This window comes from Faecalibacterium sp. PGM34, assembly GCF_054456555.1.
In genome coordinates this window covers 2025637-2052312 of record NZ_CM136898.1, presented here as the reverse complement: position 1 = coordinate 2052312, position 26676 = coordinate 2025637, and the positions used below count along the sequence as shown (strand labels likewise).

Genomic DNA, 26676 nt, shown 5'->3' with positions numbered 1-26676 from the left:
TTTGAAAGGAGTGGACCGATATGTCCAACAAAGTTTTGATCACCAACTCCCAGAAAGCTGTCAAGGTGCCCTCCGGGCTCCGTATCCTGATCCGGCGCGCTTGTAACGCAGTGCTGGAATATGAGCGTTTTGACCGTCCTGCCGAGATCAGCGTTACCTTTGTGGACAACGCTGCCATTGCCGAGCTGAACAACCAGTACCGCAACAAGCCCATGCCCACTGATGTGCTGAGCTTTCCTCTGGGTGAGAACGGCAAGTACGATATCGACGAGAACAACGGCTGCATGATGCTGGGCGATATCGTCATCAGCATGGAGCGCGCCATGGAGCAGGCCAATCTGTATGGACATCCGCTGCAGCGGGAGGTGGCCTTTCTGACTGTCCACTCCATGCTGCATCTGCTGGGCTACGACCACGAAAACGGCGGTCTAGAAGCCATGCGTATGCGCGAAAAAGAAGAGGCTGTGCTGCTGCAGCTGGGGCTGCCCCGCACGGTCAGCTACACGGAATGATATCCCTTCACTGCAACAGAACATAAAAACAAGACAGGAGTTCGCTTTGAGTACTACAACACCCGTTCAGGAGCATTACGACACCTCCTCTGTATTCGTTGCTGTCATCGGACGGCCGAACGTGGGCAAATCCAGCCTGACGAACCTCTTGGTCGGTGAAAAGGTGGCTATCGTCACCTCCAAGCCCCAGACCACCCGCACCCGCATCACCGGCGTGATCACCCGGGGGCCGCTGCAATATGTGCTGCTGGACACCCCCGGTGTGCACAAGGCGCACAACAAGCTGGGCAAGCGCATGGATAAGACCGCCAGCGATTCCATTGCGGATGTGGATGTTTCCATGATGTTGTTCGAGCCCTACGGCGCGCTGAACGAATCCGAGATGGCATTGGTAGAAGCGCTGCACCGCAGCGGCCCGGCCATTGCAGTCATCAACAAGACAGACCTTGTGAAAAATCCCGCCGACTTAGAGGCACGCAAGGCAGAGTTGAAGGCACTGGGTGTGTTTGACGAGATCTACACCATCAGTGTGCGCAACAAGGAGGGCAGCGAGGAGCTGTTCGATGCCTTGAGCCGCTACGCTGTGGAAGGCCCCCATTACTTTGATGATGACGCCTATACCGATATGCCGGAAAAGGAGCTTGTGGCCGAGGTCATCCGCGAAAAGGCATTGCTCTTTATGCGGGATGAGATCCCGCACGGCATTGCAGTGGTAGTGGAGCGCTTCAAGGAGCGCCCGGGCACAGACCTGATCGACATTGATGTGAACATCTACTGCGAGCGGGAGAGCCACAAGGGCATGGTCATCGGCAAGGGCGGTGCGATGCTTAAAAAGATCGCCAGCGCTGCCCGCGCCGACTGCGAGGAGTTCCTGGGCTGCCGGGTCAACCTGCAATGCTGGGTCAAGGTAAAATCCGACTGGCGGGACAACGAATTTTTACTGAATAACTTCGGCTTCAAGCAGAATCCATCCAACCGCTGAGCGCTGCCAAAGCAGGACAGTTTTCCCTTGTATGCTGTGCTAGAATCAGGCTGACACTATAACAAAAGCAGCCTGTGCACAGGAAAGGGAAGGAGTGCTGAAGATGGATGCTGCTGCAAGCTGGCAGGCCTTTGCCTGCACGGGGAACATTCTCCGTTATCTTGATTACAAACAACTGGTGCAGCTGCCCGCCGAGCATCCGGCAGGAGAAACGGATGATGGAACCATTTGTGACCATGGGTCTGGTACTGAAGGAGACCCGTTATAGAGAAGCCGACCGCATTCTGACGATCCTTACCCCGAAGCTGGGCGTGATCACGGCAATGGCTGCAAATAGTCTGCGGCTGAAAAGCAAGCTGTTCAGTGCCTGCGGGCTATTCTGCTATTCGGAGTTTACGCTGGTGCCCGGACGCAATATGTATACCGTGCGGGAAGCCGAGGTGCAGAATATCTTCCACGGCGTTTCCTCCTCCATTGAAGGGGTGAGCCTTGCCATGTATCTTACCGAGATGGCCGCTGCGCTTTCGCCTACCGGCGAGGAAGCAGCCCGGGAATTGCGTCTGGTGCTGAACAGCCTGTATATGATCAGTGAGCACCGCACCGACCTGCGGGTGATCAAGGCGGTATTTGAGTTGCGCACCATGAGCGAGTGCGGCTTTATGCCGCAGCTGGTCTGCTGCCGGGACTGCGGCACCTACGATGAAGGAGATGCCTTTTATCTGGACGCACAGGAAGGGCATCTGCTCTGTGCATCCTGTGCGGCAAAGGCGGGCAAGAACTGTAATCTGGACAAGGCTGCGCTGTTTGCACTGCGCCACATCTGCTTGGTAGAGGACAAAAAAATATTTGCATTCAAGATCTCTGTGGGCAGTCTGGCGAAGCTTTCCGCAGTGGCTGAAAACTATGCCCTGACGCATCTGGATAAGCCGCTGAAGAGCTATGCCTTTTTGAAAAGTGTGCTGCCCTGACCAAAAAGGAAAAGTATGGAAACAAGCTACTTAAAAACATTAGAACTGGATAAGATCATTTCCCGCGCAGCGGAGGGCTGCGTATGTAAGGAAGCTCGTGCCATGTTGCTGGCCATTGAGCCGCAATGTGACCCGGACGAGGTGCGCTACGCGCTGGAGCAGACGGATAGCATCAACACCTTGCTGATCAAAAACGGATCGCCACGCTTTGGCGGAGTGGAGGGGGTCAGTCAGCTTGCCGCCCGTGCCGTAAAAGGCGGTGTGCTTTCTATGGGCGAGCTGCTGATGGTGGCTGGTGCGCTGCGCAATTTTCAGCACCTGACCAGCTGGTATGGCTCCTCTGAGCATGACGCGCTGCCGACCGATGATCTGTTTTACGCGCTGGCACCGGAACCGGGCATTGAGCAGCAGATCTCCAGTGCCATTCTGGCACCGGACGCCATGGCAGATACAGCCTCCCGCACGCTGGCAGAGCTGCGCAAAAAGATCCGCGCCACCGAGAACAGCATTCGCGACCGGCTGGAAAGCATGGTGCGCAATATGGATACCTCTAAATACCTGCAGGAAAGCGTGGTTTCCATGCGCAACGGCCGGTATGTTGTGCCGGTCAAGAGCGAGTACCGCGGCGAGGTGAGCGGTATCATCCACGATGTATCCTCTACGGGCGCTACGGTGTTTGTGGAGCCGCAGGCAGTGGTGGAAGCCAATGCCCGCATCCTGCAGTACCGCGCACAGGAGGCGCAGGAGATCGAGCGCATTCTGGTGGCCTTTACCGCACAGGTGGCTGCCATTGAGCCGCAGTTCCAGTACAGCTACAAGGCTATGCTGGAGATCGACATCCTGCTGGCAAAGGCAAGGCTTGCGCTGGAGCTGAAGGCCTTTAAGCCCGCTGTGCGGACGAATTCTTCCTTTAAACTGATCCGCGCCCGCCATCCGCTGATTGACCCGCAGAAGTGCGTTCCTGTGGATATTGCACTGGGCGGGGAATATGATTCCCTTATCATCACCGGCCCGAACACCGGCGGTAAAACGGTCACTCTGAAAACCGCCGGTCTGCTGTGCGCTATGGCACAGTGCGGTTTTCTGATCCCGGCAGACGAGCGCAGCGAGATCTGCGTGTTTGATGAATTTCTGGTAGACATCGGCGATGAGCAGAGCATTGAGCAAAGCCTTTCCACCTTCTCCGGCCACATGAAAAAAATCACCGGCATTCTGGAACTGGCCATGCCGCACACCCTTGTGCTGCTGGACGAGCTGGGTGCCGGTACCGATCCCGCCGAGGGTGCCGCGCTGGCAGTTGCCATCATTGAGGAGCTACGCCGCCGTGGTGTGCTGCTGATGGCGACCACCCACTATGCAGAACTGAAGGTTTTTGCACTGGAGACCAAGGGCGTGGTCAACGCCAGCTGCGAGTTTGATCTGGAAACGCTGCGTCCCACCTATAAGCTGAGCGTGGGCGTTCCGGGCAAATCCAACGCATTCCTGATCAGCGAAAAGCTGGGCATCCCCAGCCGTGTCATCGAGGCGGCTCAGCAGCATTTGTCTGCCGAGGATAAGCGTCTGGATGCAGTTCTGGGTCAGCTGGATGATCTGAAGCTGCAGCTGAAGGAAAGCCAGAACGAGGTGGAGCAGCTGCGCAACGAAGCCTCCCATCAGCTGGAAGCCGCCCGCAAAAAGCGGGATGAGCTGATCCAGCAGGGCGAAAATGAATTGGAGGCTGCCCGTGCCAAGGCGCGCACGCTGGCACAGCAGGTGGAAACACAGGCCTACGCGCTGACCGATGAACTGCGCCAGCTGCAAAAGGACGAGCGTATGAGCGCCCAGCAGAAGGCACAGCGTGCCCGCGAAATTGCCAAAAAGGAGACCGAAAAGCTGTTTGCCGGCACAGAGGTGGTGCATAATCCCATTAAGGAGTTTGTGCCGCTGAAGGAGGTAAAGGTAGGGCAGGAGGTCTGCATTGCAGAACTGAACCAGCTGGCCACCGTTCTGGCGCTGCCGGACAAAAACGGCGATGTTCTGGTGCGTGCCGGTATCATCAAGACCAAGGTACCCCTCAAGGGCTTGAAGCAGCCGGAAAAGCTGGTAAAAGAGCCCGCCGCACCCAAGACCAAAGCGCAGCAGCGATATTCCCGCCTGACCGGCGATACCAACCGTCCCAACGGCAGGGTAGAGCGCGTACAGCGCACCGCCAAAATGGAGTGCAACCTGCTGGGGCTTACGGTGGACGAGGCGCTGTCCGAGGTGGATTCCTTTATTGACCGCGCTATCCTGAACGGACAGACGGTGGTCTACTTGATCCACGGCAACGGCACCGGTGCACTGCGCACCGCCATCCATAAGCATCTGCGCGGCAACCGCATGGTAAAAAGCTTCCGTCTTGGCCGTTACGGCGAAGGCGAAAGCGGCGTGACGGTTGTAGAATTGAAATAACCCAGTAAAGACTGCCTTTTGAAAAATTGGCAGTCTTTTTTTGTTGCAGTGCAGGGAAAAGGCGAGTATACTCGTATTATAAAAGGGAATGTAAAACGAACAGGAAGTAAAGCTTTATGCCAACTAGTCAGCGCAGACCAGTAAATAAACATAGCAAACGTAAAACGCACCACTGCAAAACGAGGAACCGGTTTTTACACGGTCTGCTGCTGGTTTTTGCGGTGCTGATGCTATGCTTCGGCCTGTTTTTATGGAAGGCGGCACTGGAACTGAACGCACCCGCAGAACCGACAGTCTTGGCCGCAGAGGATGATTTTCGTCCTGTGGTGGGCGACCCGCCGTACCGGGTGGCAATAGACGCCGGGCATGGCGGCAGCGACCCAGGCGCAAGGGGAGTGGTCGAGGAAAAACAGGTCACCGCAGCAACGGCTGCTGCGCTGCTTCAGTGGTTAGAGCAGGATTCCAATTACATTCCGTTGCAGACCCGGGAAGGCTTTGATGCAACCGCTACGCCTGCCCAGCGTGCAGCGGCTGCCAGTACCCAAAGCCCGCAGCTGCTGCTGTCCATCCACGGCAACTCCGCAGCCAACGGCTCTACGGCAGCCGGTTTTGAATGCTATCCGGCAGTGCCCGGGCGTACATGGCATCAGGAGAGCTTTTATTTTGCCCGACTGCTGGCCGGTGGAATGCAGAGCATCGGCGCAAAACTGCGCGGACGTGGGGGAGTGCGGTACATTTATTATCTGGAAAACGACCAGAAGCAGCTGGTGGAAAACACCTATACACAGGTGCGGCCTGAGCGCAGCTTTACGCTGCTGGAGGACGTGGATTGTCCGGCAGTGTTGGCGGAGCAGTGCTTTGTAACGAACACCGAAGATGTGAAGCGCTTTGGCAGCGAGGAGGGCTGCAAAGCTGTGGCACGCATTTATTATGAAGCCATCTGTGCATACTTCGGTACAGAACCGCTGCCGGTAAAATGAGTATCGCATCACCAAAGCAGAAGAAACGATACTCCTTATGTAACATGACCTGTAACGCACCTGAACAGCCACCGCAGGCAGAAGTCAAATACTTGAACATACTGGTAATGCGTCCAGCGGCGTAGAAGCGGGCGTGCGCAAACTGAAAAGCATCCACAGAAGCTGCCGGAAATCTAACAGAAAGAGAGAAGGGCGGCTTCTCTTTTTTGATTATAGTTGTTTCGTATAATGCACGTTATGCGAAACTTAGGGAAGTGAAAAAAGCCCATTTCCCGGATTTTTGGCGTTCCAGACCCGTCTGGCTCATTTTTGGGCTTGGTTCAACCGTTTTGCGCATTCTGCACTTTTTATCATATTTTATTGATTTCTCTGTCTCACGCTTACAGATTGTTCCTGCATTATGCGCTGCTTCATCGGTTCGATTGCGATTCATTTCATGCTGCGTTTTATAATTTACAGTTTGCTGCTATGGTTGTTCATTTGCTTTTGCGTAGGCATTACTTTGCGCGTTTCTACCAGATCGTTTCTATGGATGCTCCTGTATGTATGGATGCTGATTGCTTATACCGTTAAATTACAAAGACCCATGGCAGCATCCGGTCGAATCGGATGCTGCCATGGGTCTTTGCGTGTTTTCGGGCACTTTTCTGAATCAGATTATGTAAATCAAGTATCATTTGATGAATCGTCGGTTTCTTCGTTGGACATTGCCGAAATATTTGCCCGGAAGCCATCCTGCGCAGCACCCTCAAAGGCAGCCATAGGGCCAGACGGCTCAAAAGCATCCTCTCCCGCCGGGGCATTTACGGCAGATGTCTCCCCTGCTGTTTCTGTTGTATCCAAGCTTGCTTTTGCGGCTTTTATGGGCAATACCTTGCCCAGCGGATTTTCTTCAATGGCAGAGCGAACCTGAAATTCTTGCAGGTGCGTATAAATTTGTGTGGTTCCCACACTGCTGTGTCCCAGAAGCTGCTTGAGGGTAAGGATATCTACATTACCGGTCTGATACATCAAAGTTGCGGCTGTGTGGCGCAGCTTATGGGTGGAAAAGCCCTTCAGTCCGGCGGCCTTCATCGCACCGGAGATCAGCTGTTCTACCCTGCGGTTCGAGATACGCTCCTTGCGCATCCGCGTAATGAACACGGCTTTTTCCTTGGGTGAAAGCCCTTCCATGGTGTTACGCTTGCGCAGATACAGCTGAAGCGCCTCCACGCAGGCATCATTCAGGTAGACCATGCGTTCCTTATGGCCCTTGCCGAACAGGCGGATCTGCCGCTGCTCTAAGTCAATGTCTCCAAGGTCCATGCCCACCAACTCTGCAAGACGCATACCGCAGTTGAGAAACAGTACCACCATGCAATAATCCCGCTCCGGGAAGTCGCTCTGGGTCTGGGTACTCTCCAAAAGTGAGATAGACTGCTCTGCCGTCAGATATTTGGGCAAGACCTTATCCTGCTTGGGCGGGCGGATAGCCGCCGTAGGGTCCTCGGATAAGCGGTTGACCTGATTGACCAGATAATCATAAAAGCCGTGCAGGCTGGCCAGCCGACGGGCGGTAGAGGATTTTTTGTTGCCGCACTCCCCGTTCAGAAAATAGAGATATTCGTAGATATCCTCTTTTGTTATGCTGCCCCAGAAGGCCGTATCCAGCCCCTTGGGGTCGATTTCCTTGAATTCCGCATTTGCGGCCACAAGCCCGCGACGGCGCTTCATAAAACGGCTGAAGGAGCGCAGGTCACAGTAATAACTAAACGCCGTATTGGCGCTTTTGCCGGCGATCACCTCAAGGTACCGCACATATTCTACAATATCCGGGGCAGCATCCTCAAAGGGGGCGTGCTTGCCGGGGTTTCTTTCGTCCAGATAGATCGACATAGCTTCCTCGTTTCATCACAGGCGGTCGTTTTTCAGCGCATTGATGGCATCTGCGATATACGCCGCGCCGACCAGCTTCATGCCGGGATAATCTGCGGCATTTAGGTGTGCAAGGCTGTGCTTGGGGATGACCGCCCGCTCAAAGCCGATACGCTCTGCCTCGTGCAGACGCTGTTCCAGATTTGGCACGCTGCGCACTTCCCCGCCCAGACCTACCTCGCCAATGGCGATAAGCTTATCGCTGACAGGGCGGTCCAGCAGCGAGGAGACCATGCTCAGGCAGACTGCAAGGTCGCAGGCGGTATCCCGCAGCGCAATACCGCCCACAATGTTGACGTAAACGTCCAGATTGCCAAAGAAGTACCCTGCCCGCTTTTCCAACACGGCAATCAAAAGATTCATGCGGTTATAGTCGTATCCGCTGCAAGCGCGGCGGGGTGCAGGAAAATTCGTCTTGGTGGCAAGTGCCTGTATCTCGCTCAGGATAGGACGGCTGCCCTCCATGGTGCAGGCCACACAGTTGCCGGAAACGCCAAGAGGACGGCCTTCCAGCAGCATCTGGGAAGGGTTTTCGATCTCAGCAAGGCCCTGCCCCGTCATATCAAACATGCCCAGCTCATTGGTGGAGCCGTAGCGGTTTTTGGCCGCCCGCAGAATGCGGTACGGCAGCATCTTGTCGCCCTCAAAGTAGAGCACTGTATCCACGATATGCTCCATGACCTTGGGGCCTGCAATTGCGCCATCCTTGTTCACATGACCCACGATGAACATGGGAATCTCCTGCTTTTTGGCAACTGCCAGCAGACGCGCGGCGCTCTCCTTCACCTGACTGACCGTACCGGACGAGGACGAGATATCCATGCAGCGCATGGTCTGGATGGAGTCGATGACCACAAGGTCCGGCTTTTCCTTTTCAATCAAGCCGCAGATCTCGTCTACGTCATTTTCTGCCGCCAGAAAAATGTTGTCCTGCGGCACCTTCAGTCGCGCAGCGCGCAGCTTGACCTGCCGGACAGATTCCTCGCCGGTGATATACAGCACACTGTGCTGGTTAGAGATGGCACCGCACAGCTGTAACAGCATGGTGGATTTGCCCACGCCCGGCTCACCGCTCAAAAGCACCACACCGCCCAGTACGATACCACCGCCCAATACACGGTTCAGCTCCGAGATGCCGGTCAGGATGCGGCTCTTTTCCTCGGTGGTGCTGATTTCTGACAGCCGCCGGGCGGTCAGGGTGGTCACGCCCTCCTGACGAGCCGCAGCAGCCTGCCGGGCGGCAGGAGTCCCCGCCTTGGGGGCTTCGGCAACAACGTCCTCGTTCATGGTGTTCCAGCTGCCGCAGCTGGGGCAGCGCCCCATCCAGCGGGGGCTTGTCTCTCCGCAATTGGAGCATACATAGACGGATTTTAGTTTCATGTCTGTCCCTCATTTATAATGGTCTTTTGTTATTGTAACACACTGCGCCAAAACCCGCAAGAAAAGGATATTGTTTACAAGCGGCTGCCCAGATACGAAAGCCCTGCCGCCGCACCGCACAGCGGCAGCAACACCACCATGGTCAGCAGATATTGTCCCAGCAGCGCCTGCACCCCGGGGCGGGCTTGTCCGTCGGGATGCTTACGAAAAGAATAAGCGTGGATACGACTGCTGACCTGCAAAGCACAGGCTCCGAAAAAGCATAGACAGCCGCTTGCCGCTGCCGCGGGCAGGCCTGTCCAAAGTAAGGCCAGAAGTATCGTTTTCCACCCGCCTGCCGCACAAAGCTGTACCATAAGCAACCCGCTGCCCAAACCGTACAACATCATGCTGCCAAAGATCATCACTGGCCCAAGGGCAGAAAGCCCCAGTGCCAGAAAAAGGCTGACCACAAGGCCGAGAGCCAGATATTCCATGCCAAAAAGCTGTACTGCCCCTTGCAGACTGCCCGGCGCAAACAGCCCTTGCCACGCTTCCAGATAATACCGCAGCAGTTCTGCCTGCCGGGCATCGCATAGGGCCTGCAATACACCGGCTGCCGAACTCCCCAGCAGAAAGGCCGCAGCCAGCAGCCAGCAATCCCGGGTAGCGTGCCGCTTTGACGGGATGCAGGGCTCTTTTTGCGGCAATTGCTCTACGGGTTCCGGTGCAGTTTCCGGTACAGTCGGCAGAGCGGGCTCTGTTTTCTGCGCCGGAAAGCTGACCATCTGCGGCAGCAAAGACAGGTTTTCTCCCGTTTTTTCTTGTTCGTAGATCCACATACGCTGTTTTCCCCTCTGATGGATTCGTTTTATCAGAACTATCAACGAAGCGTGTGCCTGCGGCTGCGCAGGGTGACGCCAAGCAGCCCACCAATACCGCCGCAGAGCAGCACCGCCAGAATACGGCACACCACAGCAGGCTCGGCGGCGGTGCCGTTCCATACAGCAGAAAGCGCCAGCGGCAATGCCAGAAATGTACTTTGGAGCAATCCGGTCAAAAGACCGCGCACCTTCTTGCGGAACGCTGCCGCCAGTGCGCACAGCAGACTGCCCATGCACACAGCTGTTGTGGCAAGTATCGGCGCGACACTGCCGGAGCAGCCCTGTCCGGCCATCAGCTGCGCAAAACCAGCCAGAGCTGCCGCCGTTACGGCTACCCCCAGCACCCCGAAAAGCAGAAACGAAAGAAGCTCCGCCGGGAAACTACGAGATTCAGACATAACAAAACCGCCTCCCTGCACATAGTCTATGCAGGGAGGCGGTTCATGTATGCACGGTATAAATGCTTACTTCTTATCGGCAGGAGCCTTATCCATGTTCAGCTTTTCGACAGAAGAGATGGCAGACTTGGTAAAGCGGATCTTCACGCGGTCAGCGCCGGTCTCCAGAACAAAGGTGTCGTCCTTGATGGCGACAACGCGGCCAATAACACCGCCGATGGTGATGACCTGATCGCCGATCTCCAGACTGCTGCGCATAGCGGCATCCTTCTTTTCCTGCTTCTTCTGGGGACGGTAGATCATGAAGTACAGCAGGACCAGCATCAATGCCAGCGTGAAGAACAGGCTGATATAGCCTTCGGACGTGGTAGTCAGAAATTGCATGGGGCAAAATCTCCTCTCAAAAATTCAGATAATGCTATTATACCCTCTTATCAGCCTTGTTGCAAGGCTAAAGTTTAAATTCGGGTATCCAGAAGTTTCACATATCTGTCGTGGAAGGCGGTAAAGGTACCGGCATCCAGCTCATCCCGGATGCGCTCCATCAGGTGGTTGTAGAACCACAGGTTGTGCATCACGGTCAGGCGCATCCCCAGCATCTCGTCTGCCTTGAGCAGATGCCGGATATAGGCGCGGGAGTAGTTGCGGCACACCGGGCAGCCGCAGGCGGGGTCGATGGGACGCTCGTCCCGCTCGTACTTGGCATTTTTGATGTTGATGATGCCGCTCCATGTGTTCAGGTGGCCGTGGCGGGCATTGCGGCTGGGCATAACGCAGTCAAACAGGTCTACGCCGCGAGCCACAGCCTCAATGATATTGCCGGGAGTTCCAACGCCCATCAGGTAGCGGATCTTGTCCTTAGGCATGTGCGGCTCCACCTGACTGATCATCTCGTACATCACTTCGGTTGGCTCGCCCACAGCCAGACCGCCGATGGCGTAGCCGTCCAGCTCCAGCTCTGCGATCTGCTTCATATGCTCCACACGCAGGTCTGCATAGGTGCAACCCTGATTGATGCCGAACAGAAGCTGATCCGGGTTGACCGAGATGCCCTCGTGTTTCAGCCGTGCCATTTCGGCCTTGCAGCGTTTCAGCCAACGGGTGGTGCGCTCGCAGCTGTCCTTGGAATAATCGTGCTGGGCGGGGTTCTCCACGCATTCATCAAAAGCCATGGCGATGGTAGAGCCCAAGTTTGCCTGGATCTGCATGCTCTCCTCCGGGCCCATAAAGATGCGGTGACCGTCCAAATGAGAGGCGAAGGTCACGCCCTCCTCGGTGATCTTGCGCAGCTTTGCCAGACTGAACACCTGAAATCCGCCGCTGTCGGTCAGGATGGGGCCGTTCCAGCGGGTAAATTTGTGCAGACCGCCCATATCCGCTACCAGCTTATCGCCGGGACGCAGATGAAGGTGGTAGGTGTTGCACAGCATGACCTGTGCGCCGATATCCTTCAGATCCTGCGCCGACAGGCCGCCCTTGATGGCACCGGCGGTGGCAACATTCTGGAAGGCAGGGGTCTGTACCGTGCCGTGCACGGTTTTGAACTCGCCCCGCCGGGCGTTATGTTCCTGCTTGAGCAGGGTGTAGGTCGTCAAAGAAGGCATGGTCTTTTCCTTTCTGTGCACGGAAAACAGCCGTGCAGCCTCGATGCAGGCCGCAAGCCTGCAAGTTATCAGAACGATCATAGCAGCATTATGCCGCAATTACAAAAAATCACAAAATGAGCATCGCATCGCCAAAGGAGAAGAAGCGGTACTTCTCTGCCACAGCTACCTCATAGGCGTGCATAGTCTTTTCGTAGCCGTACAGGGCAGACACAAGCATGATCAAGGTGCTTTCCGGCAGATGGAAGTTGGTGATCAGCCCATCGATGCAGTTGAACTTCACCCCCGGGTACAGGAAGATGGAGGTGTTGCCGCTGCAAGCTTTGATCTCGCCGTACTTGGCAGCGGCAGCCTCCAGCGTGCGGCAGCTGGTAGTGCCCACGGCGATGACCCGGTGGCCTGCGGCCTTGGTCTCACGGATGCGCCGGGCGGTCTCTTCGCTGATGGAGTACCACTCGCTGTGCATCTTGTGGTCGGTGATCTCGTCCTCCTGCACAGGGCGGAAGGTGCCCAGACCAACATGCAGGGTAACCTCTGCAATGCCGACGCCCATGGCGCGGAGGGTGTCCATCAGCTCCGGAGTAAAGTGCAGCCCGGCGGTGGGAGCAGCTGCGCTGCCCAGCTCCTTGGCGTAGACGGTCTGATACTGGCTCTGATCCTCCAGCTGCTTTGTGATGTAGGGCGGCAGCGGCATCTTGCCAAATTCATCCAGCTTTTCATAAAGCGTTTCGGTATCATAATAGAATGTAACGTACTTGTTGCCGTCCTCCATGGTTTCGTCTACCACGGCGGTCAGACTGCCGTCGCCAAAGCTCACCTTTGTACCGGGCTGCATCCGCTTGCCGGGCTTTGCCAGGCACTCCCACTGGTCGCCCTTCACCTGCCGAAGCAGCAGCAGCTCGCATACGGCACCGGTAGGCTGCTTGACGCCCACGATGCGGGCGGGCAGAACCTTGGAATTGTTTACCACCAGAAGATCTCCCGGCTCCAGAAATTCCGGCAGGTCGCGGAATACCTTGTGCCGGATGCTGTCGTCCTTTTGGCTTAAAACCATCAGCCGCGCAGCATCCCGCGGGGCTACGGGCTCCTGTGCAATGAGCTCTTTGGGTAAATCATACCAAAAATCTTTTTTTAACATAGTGTGCATTTGCCTTTCCGATGATTGACACGGACAACGTATCAATGATATCATAGAATCTGTATAAACGGTATCTATTATATTGCATCGCTGTCCGGTTTGCAAGCCGTGTTCTTCGCAATGATAAGATTTGCTGTTTGTTTTTTTGAAAGGAAAGGTGCTGGAAATGGAAAGACAGTATAAAGTGGGTATCGTAGGCGCAACTGGCATGGTGGGTCAGCGTTTTGTGACTCTGCTGGAGAATCATCCCTGGTTCAAGCTGACCGTACTGGCCGCATCCGGCCGCAGTGCGGGCAAGAGCTATGAGGATGCAGTAGGCTCCCGCTGGGCCATGACCACTCCCATGCCGGAGAGCGTGAAGAAGATGACCGTTCTGGACGCTTCCAAGGTGGAAGAAGTGGCTTCGCAGGTGGATTTTGTTTTCTGCGCTGTCAATATGCCCAAGGACGAAATCAAAGCACTGGAGGAAGCATACGCCAAGGCTGAGTGCCCGGTGGTCTCCAACAACAGTGCCCATCGTTTTACCCCGGATGTTCCCATGGTGGTGCCCGAAATCAACGCCGACCATATCGAGATCATTCCCGCCCAGCGCAAGCGTCTGGGCACCAAGCGCGGTTTCATCGCGGTAAAGTCCAATTGCAGCCTGCAGAGCTATGTGCCTGCCCTGCATCCCCTGATGAAGGACTTTGGCGTGAGCAAGGCGCTGGTGTGCACCTATCAGGCCATTTCCGGTGCTGGCAAGACCTTTGACCGGATGCCTGAGATCGTGGACAACGTGATCCCCTACATCGGCGGCGAGGAGGAAAAGAGCGAGCGCGAGCCGCTGAAGCTGTGGGGCCACATTGAGGGTGACCAGATCGTCAATGCTGAGAAGCCGGTCATCACCGCACAGTGCTTCCGTGTGCCTGTCTCGGACGGCCACACCGCAGCCGTGTTCGTAAGCTTTGACAAAAAGCCCACCAAGGAGCAGATGCTGGAAGCATGGGCGAACTTCCGCGGCTCCGCACAGGAACTGAACCTGCCCAGCGCACCCAAACAGTTCCTGCACTACTTTACCGAGCCCGATCGTCCGCAGCCCAAGCTGAACCGCAACACCGAGAACGGCATGGCCGTGTGCATCGGCCGTCTGCGGGAGGATACCCTGTTTGACTACAAGTTTGCCTGCATGAGCCACAACACCCTGCGCGGTGCTGCTGGCGGTGCTGTGCTGCTGGCTGAGCTGCTGGCAGCAAAGGGCTATATGGACTAATCCCTGAATTTTTGCGCGATACACGCAGCAAAGGAGTATTTTACTATGAAGAAGCCTGTCTTTACCGGCGCGGGTGTGGCCATCATCACCCCGATGTACGAGGACGGAAGCATCAACTTTGACGAGCTGGGCCGCATTATCGAGGATCAGATCGCCCGCCACACCGATGCCATCATCATCTGCGGCACCACCGGCGAGTGCTCTACCATGACCGACGAGGAGCAGCTGGCCGCCATCAAGTTCACCGTGGATACGGTCAATCACCGTGTCCCGGTCATCGCCGGTGCCGGTTCGAACGATACCGACCACGGCTGCGCACTGGCAGCAAAGTCTGCTGCCTGCGGTGCCGATGCCCTGCTGATGGTCACCCCCTACTACAACAAGACCTCGCAGGCCGGTCTGGTGGCGCACTTTACCGCCATGGCTGAGGCTGGCGGCATCCCGGTCATCCTGTACAATGTGCCCTCCCGCACGGGTCTGAACATTGCACCCGAGACCGCTCTGGAGCTGAGCAAGCACCCGCTCATCAACGGCATCAAGGAGGCCTCCGGCAACATCTCTCAGGTGGCCAAGGTGGCTGCACTGTGCGGTGATGCGCTGAACATCTACTCCGGCAATGACGATCAGGTGGTTCCCCTGCTGGCACTGGGCGGCAAGGGCGTCATCAGCGTGGTGTCCAATGTTGCGCCGGAGCTGGTGCATAACTGCTGTCAGGCTTTCTTTGACGGCGACACCGCCAAGGCCTGCGCTTTGCAGCTGGAAATGCTGCCGCTGGAGGAGGCTCTGTTCTGTGAGGTGAACCCCATTCCGGTCAAGTACGCCATGAACGTGCTGGGCTGGAACGCAGGTGAGTGCCGTCTACCGCTGGTAGAGCCCAGCGATGCCCACAAGGCAAAGATCGAGCAGGCTTTGCAGGCTGCCGGTCTGATCAAGGAATAAAAAGCGTACAGAATGCCCGGGAATCTTCACCTTCCGGGCATTCTGCCATATTATAGAAACGAGGAAACAACAATGACAGAGATCGTGATTCAGGGCATTGGCGGCCGCATGGGCCATGTGCTGTGCGATATGATCGCACAGCGTGAGGATTGCTGCGTGGTGGCCGGTATCGATATGAAGGACGGCGAACAGAACGGTATCCCGGTCTATGACAGTCTGGAAAAGCTGAACGGTAAGGGCGATGTGATCATCGACTTCAGCTCCCCTGCCGCAGTGGAAAAGGCACTGCCCTACTGCCAGACCCACAAGCTGCCCATCGTGGTGTGCACCACCGGCCTTTCGGAGGAGCTGCAGCTGAAGGTAGTGCAGCTGTCCCGCAGCGTTCCGGTGTTCAAGAGCGCCAATATGTCCATGGGCATCAACGTACTGGCCGAGCTGTGCAAGCGCGCCTCTGCTGTGCTGGGCGTCAACTATGATATCGAGATCGTGGAGCAGCATCACCACAACAAGTTGGATGCTCCCAGCGGAACGGCGCTGATGCTGGCCGATGCCATCAACGAGGAAAATGACGGCGCGTACCATTATGTGTACGACCGCTCCTCTGTGCGCCAGAAGCGCAACCCGAAGGAGATTGGTATCAGTTCTGTGCGCGGCGGCAGCATCGTGGGCGACCATGAGGTGCTGTTCTGCGGCCCGGACGAGGTGATCACCCTGCGGCATACCGCCTACTCCCGCAGCATCTTCGCCAACGGCGCAGTGAATGCTGCGGTCTATCTGGCGAAAAAGGAGCCGGGTCTGTACGATATGGGCGATCTGATCGCTGCACTCTGAAAAACAAACTGTCCCGGCATACGCCGGGAGAAGAGGTGAACGATGAAGCAGGAGCCTTTAAAGCGGCGGCGTCTGGCTGCCCGTAAGCGCGGCCGAAAGCAAACGCTCCGGGCAGTGGTGCTGTCAGTTCTGGCTGCGAGCGTGATAGCACTGTGTCTTGGGATCTGGACAAAGCTGCCGGGAGAAGATGTACCGGTGGGCGGCATCGAGCCGCCGGAGGATGCACTATCCCCTGCTTCATCCGTTGCGACCCCGGAGCCGGAGCCCGAACCGCAGCCCGTGGTGGAAACCATCCGGTTTTCTGCAACAGGAGATAACCTGATCCATGCCCCTATCTATAAACAGGCTGCCCGCCGGGCAGGCGAAGAGGGAAAGTACAGCTTTGATTACTGCTATGAACACATTGCTCCTTTCTATGCCGAGCAGGATGTGAACTGGATCAATCAGGAGACCCTTTGCAGCGACACCCTTGCACCCTCCACCTACCCCAGTTTTTCCACCCCCGGTGACTGTGCGCGGGCACTGTACCGCGCCGGGGTGCGGGTGTTCAGCCTGTCCAATAACCACACCTACGATAAGGGTGCCTCCGGCATTGCGGCCACGCTGCAATTCTGGGAGTCCATGCCGGAGGATGTGGTCACCACCGGTCTGTGGCGCGGCGAAGAAGATTACGACCGTATCCCGCTGCAAACCGTCAACGGTGTGACCATCGCCTATCTCTCCTACACCGAGCACACCAACGGTATCCGCCAGAACAAGAATATGACGGCTAATATCATCTACACCAGCCAGACTGATGTGATCGAGCGGCAAGTACGCTTGGCGCGTCAGCAGGCAGATTTTGTGGTGGTTGGGGTGCACTGGGGTGTAGAGGACAGCCACGCCATCGTGGACAGCCAGCGCACGCTGGCACAGAATCTGGCAGACTGGGGCGCGGATGTCATTGTGGGCACCCACCCCCATGTATTGCAAGATGCCCAGTGGCTGACCGCAGCGGACGGACGGCGAAGCTTTGTTGCCTTCTCGCTGGGTAATTTTCTCAGCACCCAGAGCCGCCCGGATCAGCTGGTGGGCGCTATCCTGACCTTGCAGCTGCAAAAGACTACCCAGCCGAACGGCTCGGTACAGTGTGAAGTGCTTGAACCGCAGCTGCACCCCACCGTGACCCATTACGATGCCGGAAAGACCAATGTGCGAACCTATTTTTTAAGCGATTACACGCAGGAATTGGCGGCAGCGCATGGTGTGCGGGCAAATTATTCTGATTTCAGCCTTGACAGGATACAAAAAATCGCGCAAAATAATATCAGCGCATCCTTTTTAGTACTTACATAAAAATGTGAAATGATTGAGCGTTGTCCGGCAACCCGGGCAGAACGGAGGAATTTTTATGTACGGAGTATCGAAGATCAATATCGAGACTGATCTGATGATGATCAGTGTGCAGGACGTAGCGTTCCGGGGCAACAGTCTGTCCCGCTATCTGGATATCTTTGCAGAGACCGGCGTGGTGGTGGATATGATCAGCCAGAGCGCTCCCCACGGCACTACCATTGATTTCAGCTTTACTGCATCTAGCAGTGATCTTCCGCTGGTGATGAAAGCAATCTCGGCGGCAAATCTGGATAAGGACGCCAAGGCGTCTCCCTTGATCAGCGTGGGCTATTCCAAGCTGAATCTGTTCGGCGAGGATATGGTCACCAGCTGCGGCGTGGCTGCGCGGGCGCTGAATGCGCTGGCTATGGCCGGTATCGAGGTGTTGCTGATTACTACCAGCGATCTGGATATCTCTCTGCTCGTCCACGCGGAAAACGAGGACGCCGCCTACGAGGCACTGAAAAAGGCATACGAGCTGTAACAGCAATCAGTCGGGGCCGAGGGGGACAACTTTCCTTTCGGCCCTGTTTTTGCGAAACGCGCAGAAAAAGGTAAAGTACCACCATGGTAGTTTCCCTGCCGAAGGAAGGAACCCGGAATGAAAGACCCTGCTACTCTTATGTACAGCATCCGGCAGCGGCTGCTGGCACATTTTGAGAAAAACACGCCGCTACTTGCCCCGGAGGACACGGCAGCGGGAACCACTCCTGCGGACAGCGGGCAGCTGCTCTATGCGCCGGTCACAGGGCGTATCCGGGCACTGACCCGGATCAAGGACCCGGTATTCTCCAGCGAGGTGCTGGGCAAGGGCTGCGCCATCGAGCCCAGCTGCGGCGAGGTGGTAGCGCCCGCAGACGGCATCGTGAAAAAGATCGCCAAAACCTGCCATGCCGTCAGTCTGCTGTGTGATAACGGGTTGGAGGTGCTCATCCACGTTGGCATGGACACCGTGGAGCTAAAAGGCAAAGGCTATGAGCTGTTTGTACAGGCTGGCGACCATGTGCAGAAGGGACAGTTGCTTTTCCGGTTTGATCTGCAAGCCATTGCAGCGGCAGGCTACACGCTGACCACTCCGGTGATCGTGACCAACAGCAGTCGGTTTGCGCGGATAGAGCCTTTGCACTCCGGCCGGGTAACTGCCGGTCAGCAGCTGTTACGCGCCAAAATGTAAAAAATGGGCCAGAAACGCCTACGGACGTTTCTGGCCCATAAATTTTATATTGCTTTTTACAGCGTTACCTTGTGATAGATCTTTTTGCCCTTCTTGATGACGATACCCTTGGCAAGCTGCTCTGCGGTAAAGCTGACGGTGGGAGCAGCGACCTTTTCGCCGTCTGCCAGCACACCGCCCTGCACCACCAGACGGCGAGCCTCGCCGTTGGAAGCAGCCAGACCGGCCTTGACCATCAGGGTCAGGATGCCGATAGCACCGTCCGTCAGGTCAGCTTCGGTCAGCTGGGTGCTGGGCATGTGCTCGGTATCCATCGCGTTGCCGCTGAACAGTGCGCGGGCAGCATTCTGAGCTTTTTCGGCCTCTTCCTTGCCATGCACCATGCTGGTCATCTCGTAGGCAAGAATCTCCTTGGCCTCGTTCAGGCGCTGATCCTGCCAAGTGCTCATCTCTTCGATCTGCTCCAACGGCAGGAAGGTGAGCATACGGATGCACTTCATCACATCGGCATCGCCCACGTTGCGCCAGTACTGGTAGAACTCGAAGGGGCTGGTCTTGTTGGGATCCAGCCAGACAGCGTTGCCGGCAGTCTTGCCCATCTTCTTGCCCTGAGAGTCGGTCAGCAGGGTCACGGTCATAGCGTAGGCATCCTTGCCCAGCTTGCGGCGGATCAGCTCGGTGCCGCCCAGCATATTGCTCCACTGGTCATCGCCGCCGAACTGCATATTGCAGCCGTAGTGCTGGAACATGTAGTAGAAGTCGTAGCTCTGCATGATCATGTAGTTGAACTCTAAGAAGGACAGACCCTTCTCCATGCGCTGCTTGTAGCACTCGGCGCGCAGCATATTGTTCACGGAGAAACAGGCGCCCACCTCGCGCAGCAACTCAACGTAGTTCAGGTCCAACAGCCAGTCGGCGTTGTTCAGCATCAGCGCCTTGCCCTCGGAGAAATCAATGAACTTCTCCATCTGCTTTTTAAAGCAGGCAGCATTGTGGGCGATATCGTCCTTGGTCAGCATCTTGCGCATATCGGTGCGGCCGGAGGGGTCACCGATCATGGTAGTGCCGCCACCGATCAGGGCGATAGGCTTATTACCAGCCAGCTGCAGGCGCTTCATCAGGGTCAGTGCCAGAAAATGGCCGGCGGTCAGGCTGTCGGCAGTGCAGTCAAAGCCGATGTAAAAGGTAGCCTTGCCGTTATTGATCAGGTCGATGATCTCTTCATCGGTGATCTGCGCTACCAGACCGCGGGCTTTCAGTTCTTCGTACAGCGTCATGGGAAAAACCTCCTGTTTTTCGGGCAGAGGAAACAAAAAACGCCCTCTGCCAAAAAGAATTTGGCAGAGGGCGAGATAACTTCGCGGTACCACCTCTGTTTGCCGTTTCCTCACAGAAACGGCCTTACGAGTGCGCACCCCAGAGTAGAGTGACACTTCTGCGTCTTTAACGCTCGCACGCGGCACAGCCTACTAGCCTTACGCATTCAGCCTGCGGCTCCGGGAGGTATTTCCCCTGCTGTTCTGTGATCCCTTGCACCAACCGGGACTTCTCTGGACAGAATCCTTCAGGGTACTTGTTCCCTTCATCGCCATTAACAGTGTCTACTCTATCACAAGACCGCCGCTTTGTCAAGAGTTGGCCTTTCTGCAAAATCAGCCGCCGTGCTTGCGCTCCTGCAGCATTTCCCGGGCATTGGCGCGGGAAAGTTCGGTAACGTGGTCGCCGGAGATGAGATGTGCCAACGCCTCCACGCGGCCGTTTTCGTCCAGCGGATGGATCTCGGTATAGGTGCGCTCGTTGGACACATTTTTCTGGATAAGCAGATGACAATCGGCCAGCGCTGCGATCTGCGCCGTGTGGGTGATGCACAGGATCTGATGCCCCTGCGCGCTCTGACGCAGTACCTCGCCGATGCGTCCCGCAGCCTTGCCGGACACGCCGCTGTCGATCTCATCATAGATCACGGTAGGCACAGCATCCTTATCGGCCATTGCGTTCTTGATGGCAAGGGTGATACGGCTCAGCTCGCCGCCGGACGCGATCTTTGCCAGGGGCTTGGGTGCTTCACCGGGGTTTGTTGAGATGTAGAATTCAACGCTGTCCTGCCCGTGGCTGGCCAGCGGGCCGCGGGTGTGCCGCAAAGTCATACGCACACCCGGCATATTCAAAAAGTCCAGCGTGCCGGAAATGCGGGTGTTCAGCTCCTCAAAGGCTTTCAGCCGGGTCTGGGTCAGCACTTCGGCCTTTTCCCGCGCTTTTGCGTAAAGACGCAGCTTTTCTGCCTGCAAAGTATCATAGCGCTGCTGGGAATGCTGGATATTGTCCAGCTCTTCCCGGGCTTTCTGCCCGAAAGCGATCACATCTTCCACCGTGCTGCCGTACTTTCGCTTCAGCCGGTACAAAAGATCCAGCCGCTGCTCCACCTCGTCCAGCTCTGCATCGTTGGTGTCGTAGGCATCCAGCCGCCCAATCAAATCTGCGGCCACATCCTTGGCGTTATAGTATAAGTCCAGCAGCTGCCCGGCGGCGGCTGAAAGCGCGGGGTCTAACTGCGCGGCGGCATCCACTGCGTTGGAGGCTTCGCCCAGCAGATCCACCGCACCTGCGGCATCATCACTGCCGGAAAGCAGCGCATAGCTTTGTGCCAGACGGTCCCGGATGGCAGACGCATTGGACAGCACCTTCCGGCGGTTTTCCAGTGTCTGCTCCTCACCGGCAGTCAACCCGGCATCCTCAATCTCCTGCACCTGATACTGCAATAGGTCGATTTTGCGCTGTTTTTCAGCCTCATCGGTGATCAGGGCATCTAGTTCCCGCTTGACCTGCACCAGCTTCCGGTACAGGGTATAGTAATCCTGAAAAACAGTGCGGTTCTGCGCATAATCATCCAAAATGCCCAGATGATGCGCCGGATTGAGCAAGCCTACGGAATCGTGCTGGCCGTTGATGTTGATCAGCCCGCCGCACAAATCCCGCAGAACGGCTGCCGTGGCTGGCATCCCGTTGATGCGGCAGCTGCTTTTCCCCTCGGCGGTGATCTCGCGGCTGAGCAACAGTGCCTCCGAGCGCTCGTAGCCGGACTGTTCAAGCTTATCCAGCACCGCAGACGGCACCTGCTCAAAGGCAGCGCGGATCACCGCCTTTGTAGCCCCGGTGCGCACCAAGTCCTTAGAGGTGCGGTTGCCAAGGATCGCATTGATGGAATCGATCAGGATGGATTTACCCGCACCAGTTTCGCCGGTCAGTACATTCAGCCCCGGTTCAAAGTGCACCTCTGCTTTCTGGATCACGGCAACATTTTCAATTTGCAGGCTGCTCAGCATGGCTTCGTTCTCCTACCGTCATCTCTGCCCCACATAACGGGTCAGCTCCGAACAAATGGTCTTGGCATCGCGCTCCGAGCGCGCAACAATTAAAAAGGTATCATCACCGGAAAGGGTGCCGACAACATTTTTCCACTGTAAAGCGTCAAAAACCTCGCAGGCGGCATTGGCCATGCCGGAATAGCATTTTACCAGCACAACATGCCCGGCGTAATCCACCCCCAGAACAGACTCGTGGAAGATGGTCTCAAAACGCCCTTGGGTCTTGGGGTTGAAGCTTTCGTTCCGGCTGGAAACATAGCGGTAACCCTCGGTGGTAGCTGCCTTTACAAGGCACAGCTCTCGGATATCGCGGGAAACGGTGGCCTGCGTTACCTCAAAGCCTTCGTTCCGTAGGTGCTCCAGCAGCACCTCCTGCCGGCTGATGGGATGCTCCTGCACAAGACGCAGGATCGTCTGCAAGCGTTCCGCTTTTGTTTTTGTATCTTCTTTGCGGCTGCGTGCCATCTTAAAAATCGCCTCCCTTGTTATTGTCTTTTACGCAGTTTCTGGTCAATGGCCTGAAACTGGTCTGCCCGCCCAAAGGTGATAAGCTTGACGTTCTGATCGGACAGACGGATCTCTGCGGTAGCACCCGCCTTGAGGGGGTAGCCAATACCGCCATCACAGCTGATAAACACTTCATCGTCTGCTACCTGCCCCACACAGACGTTCAGCTTGCGCTCCTGCGCAAATACCATGGCCGGGCTGGCCAGACTGTGGGGGCAGATGGGGGTTACCACAACACCCTTGGTCTGAGAATCAAGGATCGGGCCGCCGGCTGCCAGCGAGTAGGCCGTAGAGCCGGTGGGTGTCGCCACAATAACGCCATCGCCCCGGTAGTGCTCTACCAGAATATCATCGCAGTAAATGCTGAAGTCGATGGCCTGCTGCAAGCGCCCTTTGGTCACAACTACATCGTTGAGGGCATGGCCTTCCCAGCCGTCCTGACCCAGCACCCGGGCATATAAAAGCATCCGGTTGTCCAGCTGGAACTCGCCCCGCGCCACAGCAGCCAGTTTTGTTTCCATTTCGCCGATCTCGCAGGTGGCCAGAAAGCCGCAGCGTCCCAGATTGATGCCGAGGATGGGTTTTGCGTACCGGAGCGAGAGATTCGCTTCGTGCAGGATGGTGCCGTCCCCGCCGATAGTCAGGATCACGTCAGCGCGCTCCAGACACTGCTCCAGCGGCAGATAAACGACCCCTGCCGTGCTGCTTTCTCGCAGAGCATCGCACATCAGCACAGCTGCGCCTTGGGTCAGCAGGATCTGCGCCGCACGCAGCGCGATCTCGCTGGCGGAGGTCTTGCCCGGGTTGGGCGAAATGTAGATCGTCATACCGGCTTCTCCTTTGCTGATGACTGGGTCTTAACGATCCAGCGTGGTGTGGCTTGCTGCCACAACCTGTGCGGCGGCTTCATCGTCCAGCACTGCGGGCTGGTCACTCTTTTGCACGAACATCAGGTACTCAATATTGCCCTCCGGCCCCTTGACCGGGCTGTAATCCAGCCCGCGCACCACAAAGCCGTTTTCCGCAGCATAAGACATGGCGTTGTGCAGCACCTCACGGTGCACGGCGGGGTCGCGCACCACACCGTTTTTGCCAACCTTCTCGCGGCCTGCCTCAAACTGCGGCTTCACCAGACAGACACCCATGGCATCCGGGGTGGTGATGTGCTGCGCCACCGGGAAAATGTGGTGCAGAGAAATAAAGGAAACATCCACACTGAAAAACTCAATGGGCTCTGCCAGATCTTCCGGCGTGACATAGCGGATGTTCGTGCGCTCCATGTTCACCACGCGCTCATCTGTTCGCAGGCTCCATGCCAGCTGACCATAGCCAACGTCTACGGCATACACCTTCACTGCACCATTTTGCAGCATACAGTCGGTAAAGCCACCGGTGGACGCACCGATGTCCATGCACACCTTACCGTTAGGGGTAAGCGGGAAACACTTCATAGCCTTTTCCAGCTTTAAGCCGCCGCGGCTGACGTAGCCGATATCGTGGCCGCGAACCTCGACCACAGCACCCTCCTTGATCATCTCGCCGGCCTTGTCCACCTTTTGCTGGTTGACAAAAACCACACCGGCCATGATCAGAGCTTTGGCGCGCTCCCGGCTCTGCACAAGACCGTTCTGCACAAGATATTGATCCAACCGAATTTTCACAGTTCGTTTTCTCCTTTCGTAAGGGCATCCCGGACTGCCTGCGCAAGATCCGTAGCATTCAGACCGGTGCACTGCTTGATCTGCGGAACAGTCGCGTGCGGCAGACAGGCCGTGTGAACAGCGCAGTGCAAAAAGCGACCGTTCCAGCCCTTTTGCTGCAGAGCACAGGCCAGATGCTCGCCAATGCCACCGGTTGCAACACATTCCTCTGCAAACAGCACAATTTTATATTTCAACACAGTATCGATAAGTTTATCTGTAAAGGGGTACAACTTTACAAGCTTCAGGATATCTACATCCTGCGATGTAGCGTTCAATTGTTCGGCAGCGTCCAGCAGATCCTCTAGCTCGTCTGCATAGCTGACCAGAAGGACCTCTGCCCCGGGCGTCTCGCGCAAAAAATCATATTCCCGCTTTGTGCAGGGATACTGCGCTAGCTTTGCACTCTCGCCGCCGCGGGGGTAACGGATGGCCCGCGGGCCGGAGACCGTATCCTGCAGCAAATAGTGCAGCCAGTATTGCAGCTCCTCGTAGTTAGAGGGCGCATAGACCGGGATGCCCATCTGGCTGAGGAAGGCTGCATCGTAGATGCCCTGATGGGTCTCGCCGTCTGCGGGAACAAAACCTGCGCGGTCGATGGCAAAGACCACATTCTCCTTTAAAAGGTTGACATCATGGATGATCTGGTCGTAGGAGCGCTGTAGGAAAGTGGAGTAGATGCACACCACCGGCAGCATTCCCTGACTGGCAAGACCTGCCGCAAAGGTGACAGCGTGCTGCTCTGCCATGCCCACATCAAAAAAACGCTGCGGGTGACGGTGGGCAAAAAATTGCAGTCCGGTGCCGTACTTCATGGCTGCGGTAATTGCGCAGAGCTTCGGGTTTTGCGTTCCTTCCTGCACCAGCAGCTTGCCGAAAACGGTGGAGAAGGACTCCTTCGGCGCAATCTCCGGGTCCGGCATTCCGTCCGGGTCAAAGGCAGATACACCGTGATAGTTGCCCGGGTTCATCTCTGCCGGCTGATAGCCCTTACCTTTTTTGGTCACAATATGCAAAAAGTGCGGACCAGGCCGCTGGTAGATCGAGCGCAGGGTGCGCTCCAGCTCCTCCACATTATGACCGTCCACCGGGCCGATGTAATCAAAGCCCATATCCTCAAACATGGTGGAGTGGTACATGGCACGGCGTACCAGCGTTTTTGCGCCGATCAGCGACTTTTTCATCGGCGTGCCGATCACCGGCACGCCGTCCAGAAAGCTGCGCACATTATCCTTGGCATCGTAATAGGCCGTAGTTGTGCGCAGATGGGTCAGATACCGTGCCAGCGCACCAACATTTTTAGAGATGGACATCTTGTTATCGTTCAGGATCACAAGCAGATTGTCCAGCCCGCCGATGTTGTTCATGCCCTCGTATACCATGCCGCCGGTAAAAGCACCATCACCGATCACCGCCACCACAAGCCCGGGCTCACGTTTGATCTTTTTTGCCCAAGCCATGCCAATGGCCAGCGAAAGCGCCGTATTGCCATGTCCGGCAATAAAGGCATCGTGCACACTTTCGTGGGGGTTCGGGAAGCCGGAAATGCCATCCAGCTGCCGCAAATGGTCAAACTGCTTCCGGCGTCCGGTGAGCAGCTTGTGGGTATAGCACTGATGCCCTACATCGAATACAATCTTATCCTTGGGCGTTTCCAGCACACGGTGCAGCGCCACGGTAAGCTCTACGGTGCCAAGATTAGAGGCCAGATGCCCACCGGTCTTGGAGATGTTTTCTAGCATAAAATGCCGTATCTCCGTGCAAAGCTTCTCCACCTGCTGTGCGTTCAGCTTTTTAAGATCGCTGGGCTGATCGATCTTGTCCAGCAACAACGATTCCATATTCACACGTCCTTTGTGCGTTTGTACTTTGGGCGTCTCTTCCGTTTTTTACACGACCGGAAACAAAAAACCCACCAGAGAGCCGAGCAGCACGCCTGCTACGACCTGCAGCGGCGTGTGGCCGACCATTTCCTTCAGGTGCATATTCTGCAAAAAGGGAGCGTTTTTCTCGCTTACATCGATCCATTGGGCAATCATCTGATTCAGCACCTTTGCCTGCTCGCCAGTCTCATGCCGGACGCCCATGGCATCGTGCATGGTAATAATTGCCACCACACAGGCCACCGCAAAAATCGGCGAGGAGACCCCGGCGCTGCGCCCGGTAACGATAGCCATGGCGCAGACGGTCGCGCTGTGTGCGCTGGGCATACCGCCATCGCCCCACATCCGCTCTAACTGGAACTTGCCCAGCAGAATGAAGTTGATGATGGTCTTTAGCACCTGCGCAACGAACCAGCTGAGGAGCGACGCGGTCAAGATCTGATTGACCGACAAAAGATTTTGAATATACTGCATAGTTGTGTTCC

25 protein-coding genes and 1 other annotated feature are annotated in these 26676 nt (G+C 56.4%); of the genes, 11 read left to right on the top strand and 14 right to left on the bottom strand.

Features of this window, described 5'->3' with window-relative positions:
• Positions 1-20: 20 nt before the first annotated feature.
• From ybeY to ACXPUX_RS09595, 5 genes are all read left to right on the top strand, one after another.
• Positions 21-512: an rRNA maturation RNase YbeY gene (gene ybeY, locus ACXPUX_RS09615; protein WP_458828114.1), complete on the top strand. Its 492-nt coding sequence runs from the start codon at positions 21-23 to the stop codon at positions 510-512.
• 46 nt (positions 513-558) lie between these two features.
• Complete coding sequence (gene era, locus ACXPUX_RS09610; RefSeq protein ID WP_458828113.1) at positions 559-1494, top strand: GTPase Era; 936 nt, start codon at positions 559-561, stop codon at positions 1492-1494.
• Positions 1495-1712: 218 nt separating this feature from the next.
• Positions 1713-2462 carry a DNA repair protein RecO gene (recO, locus tag ACXPUX_RS09605; protein ID WP_458831218.1) on the top strand — a complete coding sequence of 250 codons (750 nt, stop codon included), beginning with the start codon at positions 1713-1715 and terminating at the stop codon, positions 2460-2462.
• A gap of 15 nt (positions 2463-2477) precedes the next feature.
• On the top strand, positions 2478-4892 hold the full coding sequence (locus tag ACXPUX_RS09600; RefSeq protein WP_458828112.1) for an endonuclease MutS2: 2415 nt from the start codon (positions 2478-2480) through the stop codon (positions 4890-4892).
• Positions 4893-5008: 116 nt separating this feature from the next.
• Positions 5009-5872, top strand: a complete 864-nt coding sequence (locus ACXPUX_RS09595) for an N-acetylmuramoyl-L-alanine amidase family protein (RefSeq protein WP_458828110.1) — start codon at positions 5009-5011, stop codon at positions 5870-5872.
• 666 nt (positions 5873-6538) lie between these two features.
• On the opposite strand, the gene ACXPUX_RS09590 is transcribed toward ACXPUX_RS09595, so the two are convergent.
• The 7 genes from ACXPUX_RS09590 to queA all read right to left on the bottom strand — a co-directional run bounded on the left by ACXPUX_RS09590 (position 6539) and on the right by queA (position 13169).
• On the bottom strand, positions 6539-7747 hold the full coding sequence (locus tag ACXPUX_RS09590) for a tyrosine-type recombinase/integrase (protein WP_458828109.1): 1209 nt from the start codon (positions 7745-7747) through the stop codon (positions 6539-6541).
• Positions 7748-7762: 15 nt separating this feature from the next.
• A complete protein-coding gene (gene radA / locus ACXPUX_RS09585) occupies positions 7763-9109 on the bottom strand; it encodes a DNA repair protein RadA (RefSeq protein WP_458831216.1) in 1347 nt (448 codons plus the stop codon).
• A gap of 131 nt (positions 9110-9240) precedes the next feature.
• Complete coding sequence (locus tag ACXPUX_RS09580; protein ID WP_458828108.1) at positions 9241-9987, bottom strand: hypothetical protein; 747 nt, start codon at positions 9985-9987, stop codon at positions 9241-9243.
• A gap of 41 nt (positions 9988-10028) precedes the next feature.
• Positions 10029-10427 (bottom strand): TIGR04086 family membrane protein, encoded by a 399-nt coding sequence (locus tag ACXPUX_RS09575; protein ID WP_458828107.1) that lies wholly within the window; start codon positions 10425-10427, stop codon positions 10029-10031.
• Between the two features lie 66 nt (positions 10428-10493).
• Positions 10494-10811: a preprotein translocase subunit YajC gene (gene yajC, locus ACXPUX_RS09570; protein ID WP_458828106.1), complete on the bottom strand. Its 318-nt coding sequence runs from the start codon at positions 10809-10811 to the stop codon at positions 10494-10496.
• Between the two features lie 74 nt (positions 10812-10885).
• Positions 10886-12031: a tRNA guanosine(34) transglycosylase Tgt gene (gene tgt, locus ACXPUX_RS09565; protein ID WP_055184384.1), complete on the bottom strand. Its 1146-nt coding sequence runs from the start codon at positions 12029-12031 to the stop codon at positions 10886-10888.
• A 109-nt stretch (positions 12032-12140) separates the two neighbouring features.
• Positions 12141-13169: a tRNA preQ1(34) S-adenosylmethionine ribosyltransferase-isomerase QueA gene (queA, locus tag ACXPUX_RS09560; RefSeq protein WP_458828105.1), complete on the bottom strand. Its 1029-nt coding sequence runs from the start codon at positions 13167-13169 to the stop codon at positions 12141-12143.
• 166 nt (positions 13170-13335) lie between these two features.
• Between queA and asd the strand changes: the two genes are divergently transcribed.
• From asd to ACXPUX_RS09530, 6 genes are all read left to right on the top strand, one after another.
• Positions 13336-14418 carry an aspartate-semialdehyde dehydrogenase gene (gene asd, locus ACXPUX_RS09555; RefSeq protein WP_458828103.1) on the top strand — a complete coding sequence of 361 codons (1083 nt, stop codon included), beginning with the start codon at positions 13336-13338 and terminating at the stop codon, positions 14416-14418.
• 45 nt (positions 14419-14463) lie between these two features.
• Positions 14464-15357, top strand: coding sequence for a 4-hydroxy-tetrahydrodipicolinate synthase (gene dapA / locus ACXPUX_RS09550; RefSeq protein WP_308562614.1), 894 nt, complete (start codon positions 14464-14466; stop codon positions 15355-15357).
• Positions 15358-15429: 72 nt separating this feature from the next.
• Positions 15430-16188, top strand: a complete 759-nt coding sequence (gene dapB / locus ACXPUX_RS09545; protein WP_458828102.1) for a 4-hydroxy-tetrahydrodipicolinate reductase — start codon at positions 15430-15432, stop codon at positions 16186-16188.
• Between the two features lie 42 nt (positions 16189-16230).
• Positions 16231-17523: a CapA family protein gene (locus ACXPUX_RS09540; RefSeq protein ID WP_458828101.1), complete on the top strand. Its 1293-nt coding sequence runs from the start codon at positions 16231-16233 to the stop codon at positions 17521-17523.
• A 55-nt stretch (positions 17524-17578) separates the two neighbouring features.
• Positions 17579-18046, top strand: coding sequence for an ACT domain-containing protein (locus ACXPUX_RS09535; protein ID WP_112089888.1), 468 nt, complete (start codon positions 17579-17581; stop codon positions 18044-18046).
• A gap of 117 nt (positions 18047-18163) precedes the next feature.
• Positions 18164-18736 carry a PTS sugar transporter subunit IIA gene (locus ACXPUX_RS09530; RefSeq protein ID WP_458828100.1) on the top strand — a complete coding sequence of 191 codons (573 nt, stop codon included), beginning with the start codon at positions 18164-18166 and terminating at the stop codon, positions 18734-18736.
• Between the two features lie 56 nt (positions 18737-18792).
• On the opposite strand, the gene tyrS is transcribed toward ACXPUX_RS09530, so the two are convergent.
• The 7 genes from tyrS to ACXPUX_RS09495 all read right to left on the bottom strand — a co-directional run bounded on the left by tyrS (position 18793) and on the right by ACXPUX_RS09495 (position 26665).
• Positions 18793-20013 (bottom strand): tyrosine--tRNA ligase, encoded by a 1221-nt coding sequence (tyrS, locus tag ACXPUX_RS09525; RefSeq protein WP_249240042.1) that lies wholly within the window; start codon positions 20011-20013, stop codon positions 18793-18795.
• A 63-nt stretch (positions 20014-20076) separates the two neighbouring features.
• Positions 20077-20331: a binding site (T-box leader), on the bottom strand.
• Between the two features lie 57 nt (positions 20332-20388).
• Positions 20389-22059 carry a DNA repair protein RecN gene (gene recN, locus ACXPUX_RS09520; RefSeq protein ID WP_458828099.1) on the bottom strand — a complete coding sequence of 557 codons (1671 nt, stop codon included), beginning with the start codon at positions 22057-22059 and terminating at the stop codon, positions 20389-20391.
• A gap of 18 nt (positions 22060-22077) precedes the next feature.
• On the bottom strand, positions 22078-22566 hold the full coding sequence (locus tag ACXPUX_RS09515) for an arginine repressor (RefSeq protein WP_005925916.1): 489 nt from the start codon (positions 22564-22566) through the stop codon (positions 22078-22080).
• Between the two features lie 20 nt (positions 22567-22586).
• A complete protein-coding gene (locus tag ACXPUX_RS09510) occupies positions 22587-23435 on the bottom strand; it encodes an NAD(+)/NADH kinase (protein WP_458828098.1) in 849 nt (282 codons plus the stop codon).
• 30 nt (positions 23436-23465) lie between these two features.
• Positions 23466-24269, bottom strand: coding sequence for a TlyA family RNA methyltransferase (locus tag ACXPUX_RS09505; RefSeq protein WP_458828097.1), 804 nt, complete (start codon positions 24267-24269; stop codon positions 23466-23468).
• Positions 24266-26149, bottom strand: coding sequence for a 1-deoxy-D-xylulose-5-phosphate synthase (gene dxs / locus ACXPUX_RS09500; protein WP_458828096.1), 1884 nt, complete (start codon positions 26147-26149; stop codon positions 24266-24268). The genes ACXPUX_RS09505 and dxs overlap by 4 nt, the downstream gene beginning before the upstream one ends.
• Positions 26150-26197: 48 nt before the next feature.
• The gene (locus ACXPUX_RS09495; RefSeq protein ID WP_458828095.1) at positions 26198-26665 is read right to left on the bottom strand and encodes a divergent PAP2 family protein; all 468 of its coding nucleotides are present in this window, start codon (positions 26663-26665) and stop codon (positions 26198-26200) included.
• Between the last annotated feature and the right edge of the window lie 11 nt (positions 26666-26676).